This is a genomic window from Olivibacter ginsenosidimutans (genome assembly GCF_039542865.1).
Classification (GTDB): Bacteria; Bacteroidota; Bacteroidia; order Sphingobacteriales; family Sphingobacteriaceae; genus Olivibacter; species Olivibacter ginsenosidimutans.
On the sequence record NZ_BAABIQ010000043.1, the window covers coordinates 376,429 to 392,528 of the forward strand.

General features: G+C 41.6%; 13 protein-coding genes. 10 read left to right on the plus strand and 3 right to left on the minus strand.

What is annotated here, in order from left to right; translation table 11 throughout:
* The first annotated feature begins 42 nt into the window (after positions 1-42).
* The 8 genes from ABD930_RS19035 to ABD930_RS19070 all read left to right on the plus strand — a co-directional run bounded on the left by ABD930_RS19035 (position 43) and on the right by ABD930_RS19070 (position 12,606).
* The gene (locus ABD930_RS19035; protein ID WP_345234265.1) at positions 43-2,355 is read left to right on the plus strand and encodes a beta-galactosidase; all 2,313 of its coding nucleotides are present in this window, start codon (positions 43-45) and stop codon (positions 2,353-2,355) included.
* A gap of 112 nt (positions 2,356-2,467) precedes the next feature.
* Entirely contained in the window at positions 2,468-3,775 is a 1,308-nt protein-coding gene (locus ABD930_RS19040) for a Gfo/Idh/MocA family protein (RefSeq protein WP_345234267.1), read from the plus strand.
* Positions 3,776-4,041: 266 nt separating this feature from the next.
* The gene (locus tag ABD930_RS19045; RefSeq protein WP_345234269.1) at positions 4,042-5,994 is read left to right on the plus strand and encodes a glycoside hydrolase family 43 protein; all 1,953 of its coding nucleotides are present in this window, start codon (positions 4,042-4,044) and stop codon (positions 5,992-5,994) included.
* 80 nt (positions 5,995-6,074) lie between these two features.
* On the plus strand, positions 6,075-6,503 hold the full coding sequence (locus tag ABD930_RS19050) for a DoxX family membrane protein (protein ID WP_345234272.1): 429 nt from the start codon (positions 6,075-6,077) through the stop codon (positions 6,501-6,503).
* Positions 6,504-6,572: 69 nt separating this feature from the next.
* Positions 6,573-8,282 carry a glycoside hydrolase family 3 protein gene (locus tag ABD930_RS19055; RefSeq protein WP_425571148.1) on the plus strand — a complete coding sequence of 570 codons (1,710 nt, stop codon included), beginning with the start codon at positions 6,573-6,575 and terminating at the stop codon, positions 8,280-8,282.
* A gap of 79 nt (positions 8,283-8,361) precedes the next feature.
* Entirely contained in the window at positions 8,362-10,071 is a 1,710-nt protein-coding gene (locus tag ABD930_RS19060; RefSeq protein WP_345234276.1) for a glycoside hydrolase family 3 protein, read from the plus strand.
* 52 nt (positions 10,072-10,123) lie between these two features.
* Positions 10,124-10,900, plus strand: coding sequence for an ABC transporter ATP-binding protein (locus ABD930_RS19065; protein ID WP_345234278.1), 777 nt, complete (start codon positions 10,124-10,126; stop codon positions 10,898-10,900).
* A gap of 23 nt (positions 10,901-10,923) precedes the next feature.
* Positions 10,924-12,606 carry a hypothetical protein gene (locus ABD930_RS19070; protein ID WP_345234280.1) on the plus strand — a complete coding sequence of 561 codons (1,683 nt, stop codon included), beginning with the start codon at positions 10,924-10,926 and terminating at the stop codon, positions 12,604-12,606.
* Between the two features lie 6 nt (positions 12,607-12,612).
* Here ABD930_RS19070 and ABD930_RS19075 read toward each other — a convergent pair whose 3' ends face one another.
* Positions 12,613-13,407 carry an MBL fold metallo-hydrolase gene (locus tag ABD930_RS19075; protein ID WP_345234282.1) on the minus strand — a complete coding sequence of 265 codons (795 nt, stop codon included), beginning with the start codon at positions 13,405-13,407 and terminating at the stop codon, positions 12,613-12,615.
* A 136-nt stretch (positions 13,408-13,543) separates the two neighbouring features.
* Here ABD930_RS19075 and ABD930_RS19080 point away from each other — a divergent pair, with 136 nt between their 5' ends.
* Complete coding sequence (locus ABD930_RS19080) at positions 13,544-14,479, plus strand: DnaJ C-terminal domain-containing protein (RefSeq protein ID WP_345234284.1); 936 nt, start codon at positions 13,544-13,546, stop codon at positions 14,477-14,479.
* Positions 14,480-14,594: 115 nt separating this feature from the next.
* Entirely contained in the window at positions 14,595-14,891 is a 297-nt protein-coding gene (locus ABD930_RS19085; protein ID WP_345234286.1) for a chaperone modulator CbpM, read from the plus strand.
* A 72-nt stretch (positions 14,892-14,963) separates the two neighbouring features.
* Here ABD930_RS19085 and ABD930_RS19090 read toward each other — a convergent pair whose 3' ends face one another.
* Entirely contained in the window at positions 14,964-15,455 is a 492-nt protein-coding gene (locus tag ABD930_RS19090) for a Dps family protein (protein WP_345234288.1), read from the minus strand.
* 65 nt (positions 15,456-15,520) lie between these two features.
* Positions 15,521-16,090 (minus strand): HdeD family acid-resistance protein, encoded by a 570-nt coding sequence (locus tag ABD930_RS19095; RefSeq protein WP_345234291.1) that lies wholly within the window; start codon positions 16,088-16,090, stop codon positions 15,521-15,523.
* Between the last annotated feature and the right edge of the window lie 10 nt (positions 16,091-16,100).

The window sequence follows — 16,100 nt, forward strand, 5'->3', positions numbered from 1 at the left end:
AAATGAGAGAGGCCGTTATATCATGAAGCATAAACCAAACAAATGAACTTAAAATCGCTTACTTTTTTATTTTTGTGGATATTTGCATCCCTTAGTGGATGTGCACAGCAAGTCAAACACACCTTTAAAATCGGTAAAAATCAGTTTTTGCTGGATGGGAAGAACCTCCAGATCATCAGTGGCGAGATGCACTATGCCCGTATTCCGAGGCCTTATTGGCGCGATCGCCTAAAAAAGGCAAAAGCTATGGGGTTAAACGCCATTTGTACGTATATGTTCTGGAACGCGCATGAACCTAAACCGGGCCAATACAATTTTTCAGATAATCTGGACGTCGCCGAATTCTGTAAAATAGCAGCGGAAGAAGGTCTATGGGTTATCATTCGGCCCGGACCATATACCTGTGCAGAATGGGATTTAGGTGGTTTGCCTTCCTGGTTGCTCAAAAAACGAGGAGTGGTTTTACGCACGTCAGACCCCAATTACATGCCTTATACCTTGCGTTTCTTGAAACGTGCTGTGCAGGAGTTTAAACCAAATTTAATTACTAAAGGAGGAAATGTGCTGATGGTACAGGTGGAGAATGAATATGGAGTATACAAGGACGATAAAGTATATGTAAACGCGATTAAAAACACCTTACTGGAAGCAGGGGTTGACGTGCCGCTATTTCATTGTGATTGGGCGGGAAAGAATTATTACGATAATGCGCACGTAGATGGCGTGATGCCTTCAATTAATTTTGGTGGCGATGCACAAAAGAACTTTGCCATTTTTGAACAATACGCTCCGGATGCACCAAAGTTCAATTCTGAATTTTGGACGGGGTGGTTTGATTATTGGGGGGGAAAACACGAAGTACATTCAGTTGAGGAGAAGCTGGCCGATTTTAAATGGATGATCGATAATGGTATTTCGGTGAACCTATATATGTTTCATGGTGGCACGACGAATGGTTTTTTTCCGGGAGCGAATGGAAGTAGTACTTATTATACACCCTATATTACGAGTTATGACTATGACGCATTGCTGAATGAAAATGGCGAACCAACGGCTAAATACTTTGCCTTCCAAAAAGTCATCAAGGATAAATTTCCCGACTTAGAATTGCCGGCATTGCCCGTTCCGCTCAAGAAAATTGAAATACCGGCGTTTGAACTCCATGCATTTGGGTCATTGAAAGACAATTTGCCCAAACCCCATTTTTTTGAAACACCTAAAACCATGGAAGAGCTCGATCAGGCTTCCGGACTAATTGTTTATACGCATGCATTTAATGGTGCAAAACAAGGTAATTTAGTAGTGAAGAGAGTGATGGATCGCGCGACTATTTACGTGGATGGTAAAAAGTTAGGTGTGCTGGATAGGCGAGCAAACCAAACGGCCTTGCCAATAGCGGTAGGAACGGGCGCTCATCTTTTGGAAATTTGGGTAGAGCACCAAGCCCGTGTAAATTTTGGTAGTGCCATTGATGAGGAGCGCAAAGGGATTACGGAAGGAGTCTTTTTGAATGGCGATCCATTAAAGGGCTGGAATCATTATAATTTTCCACTCCATAATACCGCCCAATTCAAGTCTTCCCCTTATCATGAAGGCTATCCAGAAATTTATCGGGCTACGGTTACGCTGAAGGAGGTGGGGGATACTTATCTCGATATGCGCAATTTGGATAAGGGCTTGCTTTGGATAAATGGTCGACTTATAGGGCGATATTGGTTTATTGGTCCACAACAGACCTTATTTGTGCCGGGGTGTTGGTTGAAAGTAGGTGCGAATGATATCCAGATTTTAGAAATGGGTAAACCTAAAAAGCCAACTATTGCTGGTATTACGCACCAGATTTGGCAAACCCAGGTAGATGAAACGTTAATGGTCAGTAAATCAGGCAAAAAATTGGACTTGACGGGGGTATCGATTGCCTATCAAGGTACATTGCCTGATGCCGATGGTTGGCAGGAGATCACCTTTAATAAGCAGTTAAATGGTCGGTATATCATGTTTGAAAGTACCGAGGCATATGGTGACTCGCCTTATACGGCAATCGCTGAAATTCGGTTGATAGACGAAAATGGTAAGGAGATTCCACGTGAAGAGTACACCGTAGTTTATGCCGATAGTGAAGAATTTGATGAGGAAAATGGCTTGGCCAACTTGTTGATCGATAACCAACCAACCACGTTTTGGCATACCCAATGGAGTGAAGCTAAACCTGATCAACCCCATCAGGTAGTACTGGATCTGGCAAAAACGAGAAAGCTGAGTGGTATGCGCTACTTGCCACGAATGAAAAATAAGGAAGGTCGTGTGAAAAAATTTAATATCTATTGTCGTGAGCAGGCGTTTAGGATGAAGTAGTTGATAGTAGACAACTTCCATGTGAACACCAAAATTAACACTTGTGAAAAAAAGGCAATTTAGCTAAGTTTGATGGATAATCCGTTAGGAATAATAAGAAAATAAACCATTTATGAGCAGTTCGAGGAGAAAATTCATTCAGCAATCAGCTGTATTAGCTACGGTAACAGGTGTAACTACCGCTTTTCCAGCATGGACAACATTGGCTGTACAGCGACAAAAAAAGATCAGGGTAGGTGCGATTGGCATTAATGGTATGGGCTGGTCAGATCTGAATGCAATCCTGAAGCATCCTGATGTGCAATGCACGGCTTTGTGTGATGTTGACCAAAATGTATTGGATAAACGGAGTAAGGAATTGGCAGATCAGGGTATCCAAACCAAAGGCTATAATAATTACCGTGATCTATTAGCCAGCAAAGACGTGGATGCGGTTATTATAGGCACACCCGATCATTGGCATTGTCTCATCATGACGGAAGCATGTGCTGCAGGGAAGGATGTTTATGTAGAGAAACCATTGGGCAATTCAATTGCCGAGTGTCAGGCAATGGTGGCAGCAGCCGGCAAATATAACCGTATAGTGCAAGTAGGGCAATGGCAGCGTAGTCAAAAGCATTTTCGCGATGCGGTAGCTTTTGTGCATACCGGTAAACTGGGCAAAATCCGTTTGGTAAAGGCATGGGCTTATCAAGGATGGATGAAGAGTATTCCGGTGAAACCCGTTGCACCAGTACCCGAGGGTGTGGATTATGACCTATGGTTAGGGCCTGCCAAAAAGCGACCGTTTAATCCGAATCGCTTCCATTTCGATTTCCGTTGGTTTTGGGATTACGCGGGTGGGTTAATGACCGACTGGGGTGTACATATGCTAGATTATGCCTTGATGGGAATGAAGGCGACTACCCCTAAGTCGATTATGGCGGCGGGTGGCAAATTTGCTTATCCAAATGATGCCGCTGAAACACCAGATACCTTAACCACTGTCTACGAATTTGACGATTTTAATATCCAATGGGAGCATGCTAATGGTATTGATGGCGGGCCTTATGGCCGGAATCATGGAGTCGCTTTTATCGGTAATAACGGGACATTGGTAGTAGATAGAGAAGGTTGGGAAGTTATACCCGAAGGAGAACGGATGGAAGCTGTGCCCTTACAGCAAAAAGTGGATGACGGCTTGACCTTACATGCGGCCAATTTCATTGAAGCCGTAAAAAGTAGGGATAAAACGTCATTGCATGCGCCAATAGAGGCTGGAGCGCATATCGCAATTTTTGCGCAGATGGGCAATATTGCTTTCCGCACAGGTAAAAAAATCTATTGGAACGAGGCGAAACAACAATTTAACGAGGCTGATGCTAATCAATTGATAACAGCTCCATATCATAACGGATATACATTACCAACGCTACGTTAGCCTGTGAAACATAGTTTGTTGATCCAACTTATATCGGAATAATGCATGAAGTAAGACGATTACGATTAACGGTGTTTTATTTTGATTTAGTGTTGATTTGACGTTTATTTGTAATGGGAGTAGCATCGGGAAATAGTTGACATGAACCGGAATTTTACACGCATCAATAAACATTCAAATGAAGCCGAGATGGAAATAATCGGGACATACAGGGCAATCATTATTCCCGTCGAGCGCTCATCAACCATAAATAGAAAAATAAAGAGATGAAAATAATCCGTACGTTTAGTTGTCTTTATCTAACGGTAAGTAGCTTTTTTTTCTTTTTTGCTGCATCTTCACGTGCCCAAGATAGGCCTGCAGCCGTTGCAGAAAAAGATTTTACGGCTTACCTGTTTGTTTATTTTACAGGTAATCAGAAAATGGAAGAGGCTGTTCATTATGCGATCAGTGCAGATGCTTATCATTATTTCGCGTTGAACCATGATCAGCCCGTACTGGATTCCAGGAAAATCAGTTCTACGGGAGGGGTGCGTGACCCGCATATCTTACGTGGCGAAGATGGAAAGACATTTTATATGGTGCTGACGGATATGGTGTCTGCCAATGGTTGGGATTCCAATCGGGCTATGGTCTTGCTCAAATCGACCGACCTGATTCATTGGTCGTCAACCGTTGTCAACATACAACAGCAATATGCCGGTCAAGAGGATTTGTTACGCGTATGGGCACCGCAAACCATATTTGATCCGGAGGTAGGTAAATATATGATTTACTGGTCGATGAAACATGGGAAAGGTCCTGATAAAATCTATTATGCCTATGCAAATGCCGATTTCACGGGTTTGGAAAGCGAACCTAAGCAACTGTTTTTTCCCCTGAATGGCAAGTCGTGCATTGACGGGGATATTATAAAAAAGGGTGACACCTATTACCTGTTTTATAAGACAGAAGGAGATGGTAATGGCATTAAAATAGCCACAAGCCCATCGTTAACTTCTGGTAATTGGAAGGAGTATCATGACTATAAACAGCAAACAACCGAAGCGGTAGAAGGATCTTGTGTATTCAAATTAGCGAATAGTGATACGTATATCTTGATGTATGACGTATACGGTAAGGGCCGATATCAATTTACCCAAAGTCATGATCTCCAAAATTTCACGGTAATTGATCGGGAAATTTCTATGGATTTTCATCCCCGGCATGGAACCGTTATTCCGATTACCCGAAAGGAGTGGAAGGTGTTAACCAATCAGTGGGGCATTCCAGATAAATATCCACAGACGGCTATAAAAAATAATCCGGTATTGGCGGGTTATTATGCCGATCCAGAGGTGTTATACGTCCAAAAGACGAAAAAATATTATATATATCCCACTAGCGATGGTTTTGATAATTGGAGTGGTGCTTATTTTAAAGCTTTTTCTTCAGACAACCTAGTCGATTGGAAGGACGAAGGCATTATCTTGGACCTTAAGAAGGATGTTCCTTGGGCAGGGAGAAATGCATGGGCACCCGCTATTGAGGAAAAGAAGATAAATGGTCGCTATCGGTATTTTTATTATTATTCAGGTGCGCAAAAGATTGGTGTAGCGGTAGCTGATGAACCGAATGGACCCTTCCACGATAGTGGAAAACCGTTGATTGATAGCAAGCCTGCAGGTGTTCACGGCGGACAGGAGATTGACCCTGATGTTTTTACCGACCCTCAAACAGGTAAGTCTTATTTATACTGGGGTAATGGTTATATGGCTGTAGCCGAATTGAATGAGGATATGGTTTCTATTAAGCCCGCTACAGTGAAGGTCATTACACCGGATAAAACGTTTCGTGAAGGAACCTATGTTTTTTATCGGAAGGGGATTTATTATTTTTTGTGGTCTGAAGACGACACCAGAAGCCCAGATTACCGGGTAAGATACGGTATTGCGAAATCGCCGACAGGACCGATACAAATCCCTAAAACCAATCTTGTTTTGGCTAAAGATGAGCAAAAGGGGATTTATGGAACAGGACATAATTCCATCCTAAAAGTTCCTGATAAGGATGAATGGTATATCGTCTATCATCGATTTAGCTATCCAAACGGGATTCAAATGGGTGATGCCGCCGGTTATCACCGGGAAGTTTGTATTGATCCATTGTCTTTTGATGCCGAAGGCCATATTCGTCAATCGAAGCCAAGTTTGCAAGGTGTCGTTAAACCTTTCAGGTAAGTATTTGTTATTCTGAATATAAAAGCGTAACTTTATTAATACAAAGCTAACTGGAATATAAATACTTAAACGTAAATGTCATGCTTTCACATCATGTTACACATAAGGGTGAAAGGCGTCACCCACTTTGGTTAGAAATCACCAGAATCGTGTTATCCCTTGTTATTTTATGGAAGGGATTGGAATTTGTCGCCAATATCCATGCGTTCACGGATATTATGATGAACAGTAGCGTACCAGTTGCTATTCTCATGAGTTTATTAGTTCATGTCATTATTGTTGCCCATATTTTTGGAGCAATAGCCCTGTTTACGGGAAGTTATGTGCGGGTAGCCTGCCTATTGCAAATGCCCGTAATTATCATGGCTTTGGCATTCCGTGGTTTGGCGGTAGATATCCTAAACCCCTATGCTGCAATATGGGTCAGTGTAGCGATACTTTGCGCCTTAGTGTTAGTGTTATTGAAGGACAGACACGACGCACTAGATCGGGAAACGTCTAAAAATTAAATTTTAATGCATCAAATGCGGTATAGCAATTAAACTTGGGTATTATCTTTGAAGGTATAAATATCCATGATGAGACAATTGCTGTATAGTATACTCTTGATGTTTGTGGGTAATAGTTCTTTACTTGCACAGCAGCAGGTGCCTTTTACAACTTTTATTAATACGCCTCATCCATGGGTTGATTCTATTTTTAAAAGCTTAAGCCAACAAGAAAAAATCGGCCAATTATTTATGGTGCGTGCCCATACCAATTTGGGGAAGCGCTATATCGATTCTGTTGGCCAAGTGATTGCTAGAGAAAAACTAGGAGGTGTGGTTTTCTTTCAAGGAGGCCCACGCGGGCATGCCGCAACGATTAACAGCTATCAAGAACTTGCAAAAGTTCCGCTTTTGATTGCTTTGGACGGTGAATGGGGATTAGGCATGCGCATGTCTGATTCGGCCGTGTCTTATCCTTACCAAATGACCTTGGGTGCCATTCGGGATGAACGATTAATCTATAATATGGGGCGTGAAGTTGCGAAGGATTTCAAGCGTCTGGGACTGAATATAAATTTTGCTCCGGTAGTTGATATTAACAATAATCCAAGAAATCCAGTTATTAATTATCGTTCCTTTGGTGAAAATAAAGAAAATGTAACGCGATTGGGAGCAGCGTATATGCATGGGATGATGGATGAAAAGATACTAATTACGTTAAAACATTTTCCGGGACATGGCGATACGGATGTCGATTCGCATAAAGACTTGCCCCAATTAAACTTTACTAGAGAACACCTTGACTCTGTAGAGCTCTATCCTTTTAAAGCATTAATTAAGGAAGGCGCTTCGGGCGTAATGGTGGCTCATATGCATATTCCAGCATTGGATAAAACCACACACTTGCCGTCTTCCTTATCGCCGCCTGTTGTGAATGGTTTATTGAAAGGAGAATTAGGCTTCCGCGGATTAGTATTTACCGATGCCATGGATATGAATGGGGTAATTAAATATTTTAAAAATGGTGAAGCGGATGTACGGGCAGTCCTAGCGGGAAATGACGTGTTAGAGCTCTCACAAAATAGCAGTCGGGCTATTGCGATGATCACAAAAGCAGTGAAAGAGAAGCGTATTTCACAGGCAGCACTCGACGCTAAAGTAAAGCGAATCCTGGCAGCGAAGCTTTGGCTGGGCTTGGATAAGTTTACACCAGTAAATCTCAATGGGGTGTATCGGGATGTCAACCGACCACAAGCGAAACAGTTAAATCAGCAACTGGCAGATGCCGCCTTGACGCTCCTCCATAACGATAGCCTCCTTCGGGTAATAGATTATAGTAAAAAGACGGCAATTATCAGTATCGGTGTTACTGAATTAACCGAATTTCAAAAACAATTAGAAGGCAAGTTTGACAATGCATTAAACTTTGTTATTTCTCCTGATGCTAAACCAAACGACATAGCGAAGGTATCTGTTGAGCTTTTACGCTATAAGCAAATCATCGTTGCCCTGCATGATAACAGACGGTCACCACAAAGTAAGATCAATTTCAGTGGTACCGTGCGCTTGTTCATTAATGAACTGGCTACGATGAATAGTATCTTTTGTGTATTTACCAACCCTTATGCTTTAGCCGGAATGCCGGGAATAGAGGCCTGTAAAACCTTGCTCATAGGCTATCAGAATAGTGCCGAGTTGCAAAGGGCGGGTGCCAAGGCGATTCTCAAACAACTTCGGCCTACAGGAAGATTGCCAGTAACCATAAATACCTTTTTTAAATATGGTGACGGCCGACGTTGATAAGCGCTTTCGTGCGTTTTGCTTGCTGTGTGGTTGCATAAAGCGGCAATTTTAGTTATGTTTGGATTTTACCAAGAATATGCTAAGAAAAACACTCCTACTTTTATGTTTGGCCGTATGGGTTATAGCAAGCAGCCGTGCACAGATACAAGCTCCTTTCGTTGATTTTATTAATCAGGAACATCATTGGGTAGACTCGGTATTTCGAAAATTATCGAAGAAACAGCGCATTGCCCAGCTGTTCATGGTGCGTGCGCATACCAATTTAGGGCAAGCATATGTCGATTCTGTTGCCAAAGTGGTCAAAAAGGAAAAATTAGGTGGTATTGTACTCTTTCAGGGAGGCCCCGTTCGGCATGCCTATCTTATTAACAAATACCAGCGGCTGGCTAAAGTACCTTTATTTGTAGCCTTGGATGGTGAATGGGGCTTGGGCATGCGCTTGGCAGACTCGACAGTTTCTTTCCCCTATCAGATGGCGCTCGGAGCTATACAGAACGAACAGCTCATTTATCAAATGGGGCAGGAGGTGGCAGGGCATTTTCAACGATTGGGCTTGAATATCAATTTTGCGCCAGATGTAGATGTGAATAATAATCCCAATAATCCTGTTATCAATTTCCGCTCCTTTGGCGAGAATAAAGAAAATGTGGCCCGTAAAGGCGGTGCCTATATGAAAGGAATGACAGATCACGGAATTCTTACTACACTGAAGCATTTTCCGGGGCATGGCGATACAGATGTTGATTCGCATAAAGATCTGCCAATACTGAACTTTTCTGTTGAGCGTTTAGATTCCCTGGAGATGTATCCCTTCCGGGAACTGATTAAACAGGGTGCACCAGGTGTCATGGTAGCCCATATGCATATTCCAGCCCTGGATAGTACCCCACACTTGCCCTCGTCTTTGTCTGAGGACATCATTTCGGGAATACTGAAAAAGCGCTTAGGCTTCCGGGGGCTCGCGTTTACTGATGCGATGGGGATGCAAGGAGTGGTAAAATACTTTCCGGATGGTGAGGCCGATGTACGGGCCATTATTGCCGGAAACGATGTGCTGGAGTTATCCGAAAATAGCAAACGGGCGATAAAGATGGTTCGGAAAGCCATCCGTAGGGACCGAATTTCCTGGGATGAACTAAACGGACGCGTGAAAAAAGTGCTGGCTGCGAAATATTGGTTACACTTGAATCAATGGCATCCGGTGGAAATAGATGGATTATATCAGGATTTAAATAATGCCAGTGCGTTGGCATTGAACCAACAATTGGCAGATGCCGCCATAACCTTGCTGAAAGGGGATATCCCTATTCATCAGTTAGATCCGCAGGCCAAGACAGCTGTTATAAGTATTGGTGCCGATAGCATAACTACTTTTCAGCGTGAACTGGAAAATTATTTTAGCAACAGCTTAAACGTTGTACTGTCGGCTAAAGCCACTACCGTAGAAGTAGCAAAAGTAGCCGATGAACTGAAAAATTTCAAACAAATCATTGTGGCTCTTCATGATCAACGCTTACGTCCACAAAGTACATTGGATTATAGTTCGGATGTTCGGCTATTGATTAGTGAATTGGCTGCGAGAAAAGCCTTCATGAACGTATTTGCTAATCCTTATGTTATCGCAACCTTTCCTGGCTTGGAACAGGCTGGGGCGTTAACTGTTGGGTACCAAAACGATGTTACCTTCCAAAAAGCAGGAGCGAAGGTGATTACGCAACAATTAAAACCATCAGGCAAACTACCGGTAACTGTAAATGCCTTTTTTAAATATGGTGACGGCTTATAAGCGGTAATTTTATAAATGCTTTTTAAGGCTAACATGAATTCAAATACAAGCAATGCATCAACAAGATCCCATTATTCATATCCAGCATCTTCATAAACATTATGCTAGTAAGGAAGTGCTAAAAGGTATCGATCTGGAAATATATTCAGGAGAGGTGATTGGTTATATCGGGCCTAATGGTGCGGGAAAATCAACCACCGTAAAAATATTAACAGGGCTAATTACCGACTTCGAGGGGTCGGTTACTATTGATGGTAACGACCTTAGAAGCGATGCAATGGCTATAAAATCCATTATGGGTTATGTGCCCGAAAATGCAGAGCTTTACGATGTGTTAACACCAGTAGAATACCTCGATTTTGTTGGTAAACTTTATGGTATGGAGGAAGGATTGATCATTGAACGCGCAACGAAACTGTTAACCGCTTTAGGACTAGCCGATCAATTACATAAACGTATGGATACCTTTTCTAAAGGTATGCGACAGAAAGTTCTATTGGTATCAGCGATTATCCATAATCCCAAAATATTAATTTTAGATGAACCACTTTCAGGTTTAGATGCCAATGCAGTCATCACGGTAAAAGAGCTAATTGCCCGTTTGGCAAAGGAAGGTAAAACCATTTTTTACTGCTCACATATGATGGACGTTGTGGAAAAGGTGTCCAACCGGATATTGCTTATTAATGAGGGGGCGATTGTTGCCAATGGTTCTTTTGAACAGTTGAAACAGGAACATGGCGATTCCTTAGAACATATTTTTACTAAACTCACCGGACAAGATGATGCCACAGATAGTGCCTCACAAATTATTTCAGCGTTTGAATAAGAAATGTTTATACTTGTTCGCTAATGGTCAATAACCTGATTGTACATTTGATATTGCGTTTTGGGCCGGTGTTTACCCGATGGGGTGTTGATGAAAAACAGTTGGCAATCATCCTGAAAACTAAATTACTTATGGATGATCGCAGGCCGCTAACGTCTTTTGGTAATCGACAAGGTAAAGAAAACAAGTATAGTTCTTGGATAAGCTTGCTTTTGCTGGCGATTATGGGTGGTGTGCTTTTGTTTTTTTTGGTTTTGGTAAACAAACCATTTGTATCGTATACGATCTATTTTGGCGCCTTTATGGCCATGCTTTGCCTAACCTTGATTGCAGATTTTTCGGTAATCTTATTGGATGGTCGGGATAATTTTATCATCTTACCAAGACCAGTAAGCGACCGTACGCTCAGTGTCGCCCGAATCATGCATATTGGAATCAGTGTTAGTAAACAAGTTGTATGGTTGGCTTTGCCTGGTTTTGTTTATACGGCGATAGCAAAGGGTTTCATAGGAGCGCTCCTCTTTATTGTACAAGCATGTATTGCAACTGCCCTTTGTGTATTATTGGTCAATCTGTTTTATCTTGTAGCTATGCGGTTTTTATCGGCCCAACGCTTTAAAGATTTGGTTGCCTATTTACAGATTGTTTTCTCTGTACTGATTTTTGCATTATATTATACTACGCCCAGCATTCTGGGAAGTGCGCTTGTGCAACAGTTAAATTTTTATACAAGCTATTGGCTGTGGCTCATGCCGAGCGCATGGATTGCTGCTTTGCAAGAAGTTGGTGCCGGTGATTTTTCTGGATTTGCCCTGACGCTTACGGCATTGGCATTTCTGGCACCGATTATTGCCTTTGGATTAATTACGAATAAATTTTCTAAAGGATTTAACCGTGTACTGGCCGGAATGGGGATAGAAAGCCATTCTATTAGGGAAAAGGAAGGCCTAATTAAACGTCAATTTTCTTGGTGTGACCGATGGTCAGCAATACTTACGAAGAGCCCTTTGGAAAGTGCCGGCTTTAAATTCGTCTGGAGGCTCACGGGAAGAACACGCGAATTTAAGACCAAAGTATACCCGTCAATGGCCTATGTGCCCGTTTATTTTTTCTTTTTATTCTTTATCAGAAATAATGGTCATGAAGAAATGGGGTTTCAGGAGCGTTGGCAGATGGCATTGAGGCAACACACCTACTTGTTTATTTTCTACTTTTCGCTTTTTACGTTACTAACCGTATTTCAGTTTATCACGCAAAGTGAAAAGTATAAAGCGGCTTGGGTTTATTTTGTAGCGCCTATTCGAAAACCAGGCCTGCTGATGTCGGGAGTACTAAAAGCAGCTTTTGTAAAGTTTTATATGCCTTTTGTGCTGATTTTTACCTTATTGGGTATGCTCTTTATTGGCTCTTCGGTATTGAATGATATACTGCTTTCAGCAGCCACTGGAGGTATTGTAGCCATTTTGATCTGTTTGTTCACGGTTAATGGCTATCCCTTTAGTCAGCCTATAAAAAAATCGGAGGGCCGGTTTATTGCCAACTTGCTGTTAATTGGATTGGTTGGATCGATTGGTTTTGGACATTATCTTGCTGTAAAATATGAATGGTTGGTATGGTTACTTGCCGTGCTATTTACCTTGGTTTTTTGGATAATGCTCCGTTTTTTTAAGAAAGAGAAATGGGAAAAGGTGATATTTAGGGATTAAGGATTGTTATAATGCTGAATCAGTAACTTCTACTAATGCAGCAATTTGATATACAGGGATTTCCTCGTACCGCGAGGTTACGACAATGGTTGTGCGATCTGCGTGTGCGCCAAATAAACGGGCAACCAAATCTGGACAGTTGTTGTCTTTGGATAAGTGGGAAAGGAATAAATGGCTTAACTGTTCGGAGCGATGGGTTAAGAAAAGCTCTAATGCCTGTCGATTGGACAAATGTCCATGACCACCTCGTATCCTGTTTTTCAAAAAGTAGGGATAACGGCCATTCATGAGCATCTCTTCGTCATAATTGGTTTCCAAAAATACCGCATGACACTGCCTAAAATAATAAACAACGCGATCACACACCCGTCCGATATCTGTAAAGACACCAATTTTTGTGTCATTCCCTTCTATAACAAAACTATAGGGGTCTGCAGCATCGTGGTATTTGTTAAAGGGAATAATGCGTAGTGCGCCTACGTCAATGGGTGTTGAGGAATGGAAAAGGAAAACCTGCTCGGGCGCGAGATCATAACCAGTAGCCATTAAGGTGGCCCGGCTAATATACACCGGTATTTGGTATTTGTTGCTTAACCGACATAGGCCTTTAATATGATCACTATGTTCGTGCGAAATAAATATCGCCTTCACCTGATACATGGAAAGACCCAAACGGTTCATACGCTTTTCTATTTCCCGACATGAAATTCCTGCGTCTATCAAAATAGCCTCACGATTGTTACCGACATAGTAACAATTGCCATTGCTTCCGGAATTCAGTGCGGTAACGAAGAGTGACATGGTACAAACTTAATTAAAAATTTTCGTACATTAGACCTTGTTGAAATACAGGTGCACAGTAAAGAAAAAAGCAGATGCGCTTCGCAGCTCCTCCGTGGTTTTGTCGTGTACCCAACTAGTACGAACAATCGTTTATATGGACTATATTGATTATTACAAAATATTAGGCGTTGACAAAAATGCCTCGCAAGATGACATTAAGAAAGCCTATCGTAAGCTAGCTAGAAAACTCCATCCCGACTTAAATCCGGATGACAAAGAGGCACACCGGAAATTTCAAGAGTTGAATGAAGCAAATGAGGTATTGGGAGACCCGGAAAAGCGGAAAAAATACGATCAATATGGCAAAGATTGGAAGCATGCAGAGGCTTATGAACGGGCGCAACAAACGCAGGGTGGAAGTAGGCAATATGCGGGAGGTAACCCTTTTGGTGGAGGAAATCCATTTGAAGGAACTTACACTAGCGGTTCTGGTGGAGATTTTTCTACCGATGATTTCTCCGATTTTTTTGCTTCAATGTTTGGTGCTGGTGCCGGTCGTGGTACACGGCAAGCGCAATTTAAAGGACAAGACTATCGCGCCGAATTGCATTTAAACTTACGTGATGCTGCGGAGACGCATAAACAGACGTTGACGGTAAACGGTAAAAAGTTAAGGATTACGATTCCTGCCGGTGTGGAGAATGGACAAGAAATCCGTTTAAAAGGGCAAGGTGGTTCAGGGGTAAACAATGGGCCTGCAGGGGATCTATATATCACCTTTGTGCTAGCAGACGATCCGATATTTAAACGGTTGAAAAACGATTTATACATTACCAAAACAATAGACCTTTATACAGCCGTTTTAGGTGGAGAGGTATTTATAGACACGTTAACCGGTAAGGTAAAACTGAATGTGAAACCAGAAACTCAAAATGGAACAAAGGTTAAATTAAAAGGAAAAGGTTTCCCGATCTATAAACAGGAAGGACATTTTGGCGACTTGATTGTTACTTTTCAGGTAGAAATACCAACAGGGTTGACAGAAGAACAAAAACAGTTGTTTAAACAGTTGGCCGCTTTGAAGCGATAAAAACAGCTCGTAAATAGCCGTTGCTTGTGGTTTAAAAGGGAAGAAACGACTGCTTAACAACAGGCAGATTAATCGATAGAAGGGATTAAAAATTAATGAACTAATTTAGTTACAGATGGAATCTACGTTGATCTTAATAAAAGAATATTGTGCACAATGTCATGTAGAACATACTTTCGTCCAATCTTTGCAGGATGAGGGATTAATTGATATTACGGTTATCGCTGACGAACGGTATCTTCCGGAAGAACAGCTGGAAGATCTAGAACAGTTCAGGCGCTGGTATTATGATTTGCATATTAACATTGAAGGTATTGACGCGCTTCGGCATTTAGTGAGAAAAGTAAACCATATGCAGCAGGAAATTAAGTCGTTAAAAAATAGGCTGCGATTACATGAGGAAGGGTGGTAATGCGATATGTAGCGGAAAGCATAAAGCGGAAAGCAATATGGAGGTATTCCGCTTTATGCTTATTGCTGTTCGTTACTGTAGGATAGACCGCAACATCCAAGCCATCGTTTCGTGTTGCTCCATAATACCGGTAAGGAAATCCGCTGTTCCGGCATCTTTATGTTTTTCTTCGATGGGATCCAATACCTGACGGATTTCTTTAATGATCGTTTCATGATCTTCCAATAAGGCTTCTACCATAATTTCAGCAGATGAACCGTCATCTACATGCTCCAAAAGATCTGTTTCTTTTAAGAATTGCTGTAGTGTACCCAGAGAATAGTGCCCTATTTTACGAATGCGCTCGGCTACTGCATCCATAATTTCCGCCAATTGATTGTATTGTGATTCAAAGAATAGATGTAAATCGTGAAAATGAATACCCTTTACATTCCAATGGAATTTGCGGGTTTTCGTATACAAGACAAATTCATCGGATAAGATGCGATTTAAGATGTTTGCGATGGCTTGCCGGTTGTCGGCTGAAATGCCAATGTCGATTTTAGCTGTTTTTGTAAGTGCCATATTTTTATGATTTAATTTTTCTTGTCATAGAGGTGTGTTTAACCCTATTTCGAGTTTGCCAATGTTTATTTAGGCATGTGATCTTTTATTCGTTTTAACTGAAAGGAGAAAATAATATTGAACAGACCTCCCACGATAAATGCAAAGGAAGTCCATCCGATAATCGTAGCTACACCTATTACTGGATTAAATATCATACTCAACGCTAATAGTATGGTTAATATTCCACCAATTAAAACCCAGCCCCAGTTGCGTGTTGCCAGATTTTTCAGTTGAAAAGCATAGCTAGTCAGGGAAGCTCCCAACAATAAAATATAAAAGCCAACAATAAAAGGAAGAATACTCATGGATAAGCCTGGGTATACCAAAAGGATAAGGCCAAGTATCGTGTCCAAAATGCCCGCAGCCAAGGTCCATCCCCATTGGTGTGTTTGGTGGCGGTTACTTAAGGCAAAAGAAAATTCCATGATACCATTTACCAAAATTAATCCACCAAAAAATAGCGATAATCCCAAATAGCTCGATAAAGGATTTGAAAGGGTATAAAATCCTGCAATAAGCAATAAAATGCCTATTAACGTAAAAAGCCACCAATTTTTTACGTCGCGTTTAAGCTGTTCGATAAGTGCAGTCATAATGATATAT

Coding starts and splice junctions, on each gene's coding strand:
- ABD930_RS19035 (WP_345234265.1), top strand. CDS start 43: ATGAACTTAAAATCGCTTACTTTTTTATTTTTGTGGATATTTGCATCC.
- ABD930_RS19040 (WP_345234267.1), top strand. CDS start 2,468: ATGAGCAGTTCGAGGAGAAAATTCATTCAGCAATCAGCTGTATTAGCT.
- ABD930_RS19045 (WP_345234269.1), top strand. CDS start 4,042: ATGAAAATAATCCGTACGTTTAGTTGTCTTTATCTAACGGTAAGTAGC.
- ABD930_RS19050 (WP_345234272.1), top strand. CDS start 6,075: ATGCTTTCACATCATGTTACACATAAGGGTGAAAGGCGTCACCCACTT.
- ABD930_RS19055 (WP_425571148.1), top strand. CDS start 6,573: ATGAGACAATTGCTGTATAGTATACTCTTGATGTTTGTGGGTAATAGT.
- ABD930_RS19060 (WP_345234276.1), top strand. CDS start 8,362: ATGCTAAGAAAAACACTCCTACTTTTATGTTTGGCCGTATGGGTTATA.
- ABD930_RS19065 (WP_345234278.1), top strand. CDS start 10,124: ATGCATCAACAAGATCCCATTATTCATATCCAGCATCTTCATAAACAT.
- ABD930_RS19070 (WP_345234280.1), top strand. CDS start 10,924: ATGGTCAATAACCTGATTGTACATTTGATATTGCGTTTTGGGCCGGTG.
- ABD930_RS19075 (WP_345234282.1), bottom strand. CDS start 13,407: ATGTCACTCTTCGTTACCGCACTGAATTCCGGAAGCAATGGCAATTGT.
- ABD930_RS19080 (WP_345234284.1), top strand. CDS start 13,544: ATGGACTATATTGATTATTACAAAATATTAGGCGTTGACAAAAATGCC.
- ABD930_RS19085 (WP_345234286.1), top strand. CDS start 14,595: ATGGAATCTACGTTGATCTTAATAAAAGAATATTGTGCACAATGTCAT.
- ABD930_RS19090 (WP_345234288.1), bottom strand. CDS start 15,455: ATGGCACTTACAAAAACAGCTAAAATCGACATTGGCATTTCAGCCGAC.
- ABD930_RS19095 (WP_345234291.1), bottom strand. CDS start 16,090: ATGACTGCACTTATCGAACAGCTTAAACGCGACGTAAAAAATTGGTGG.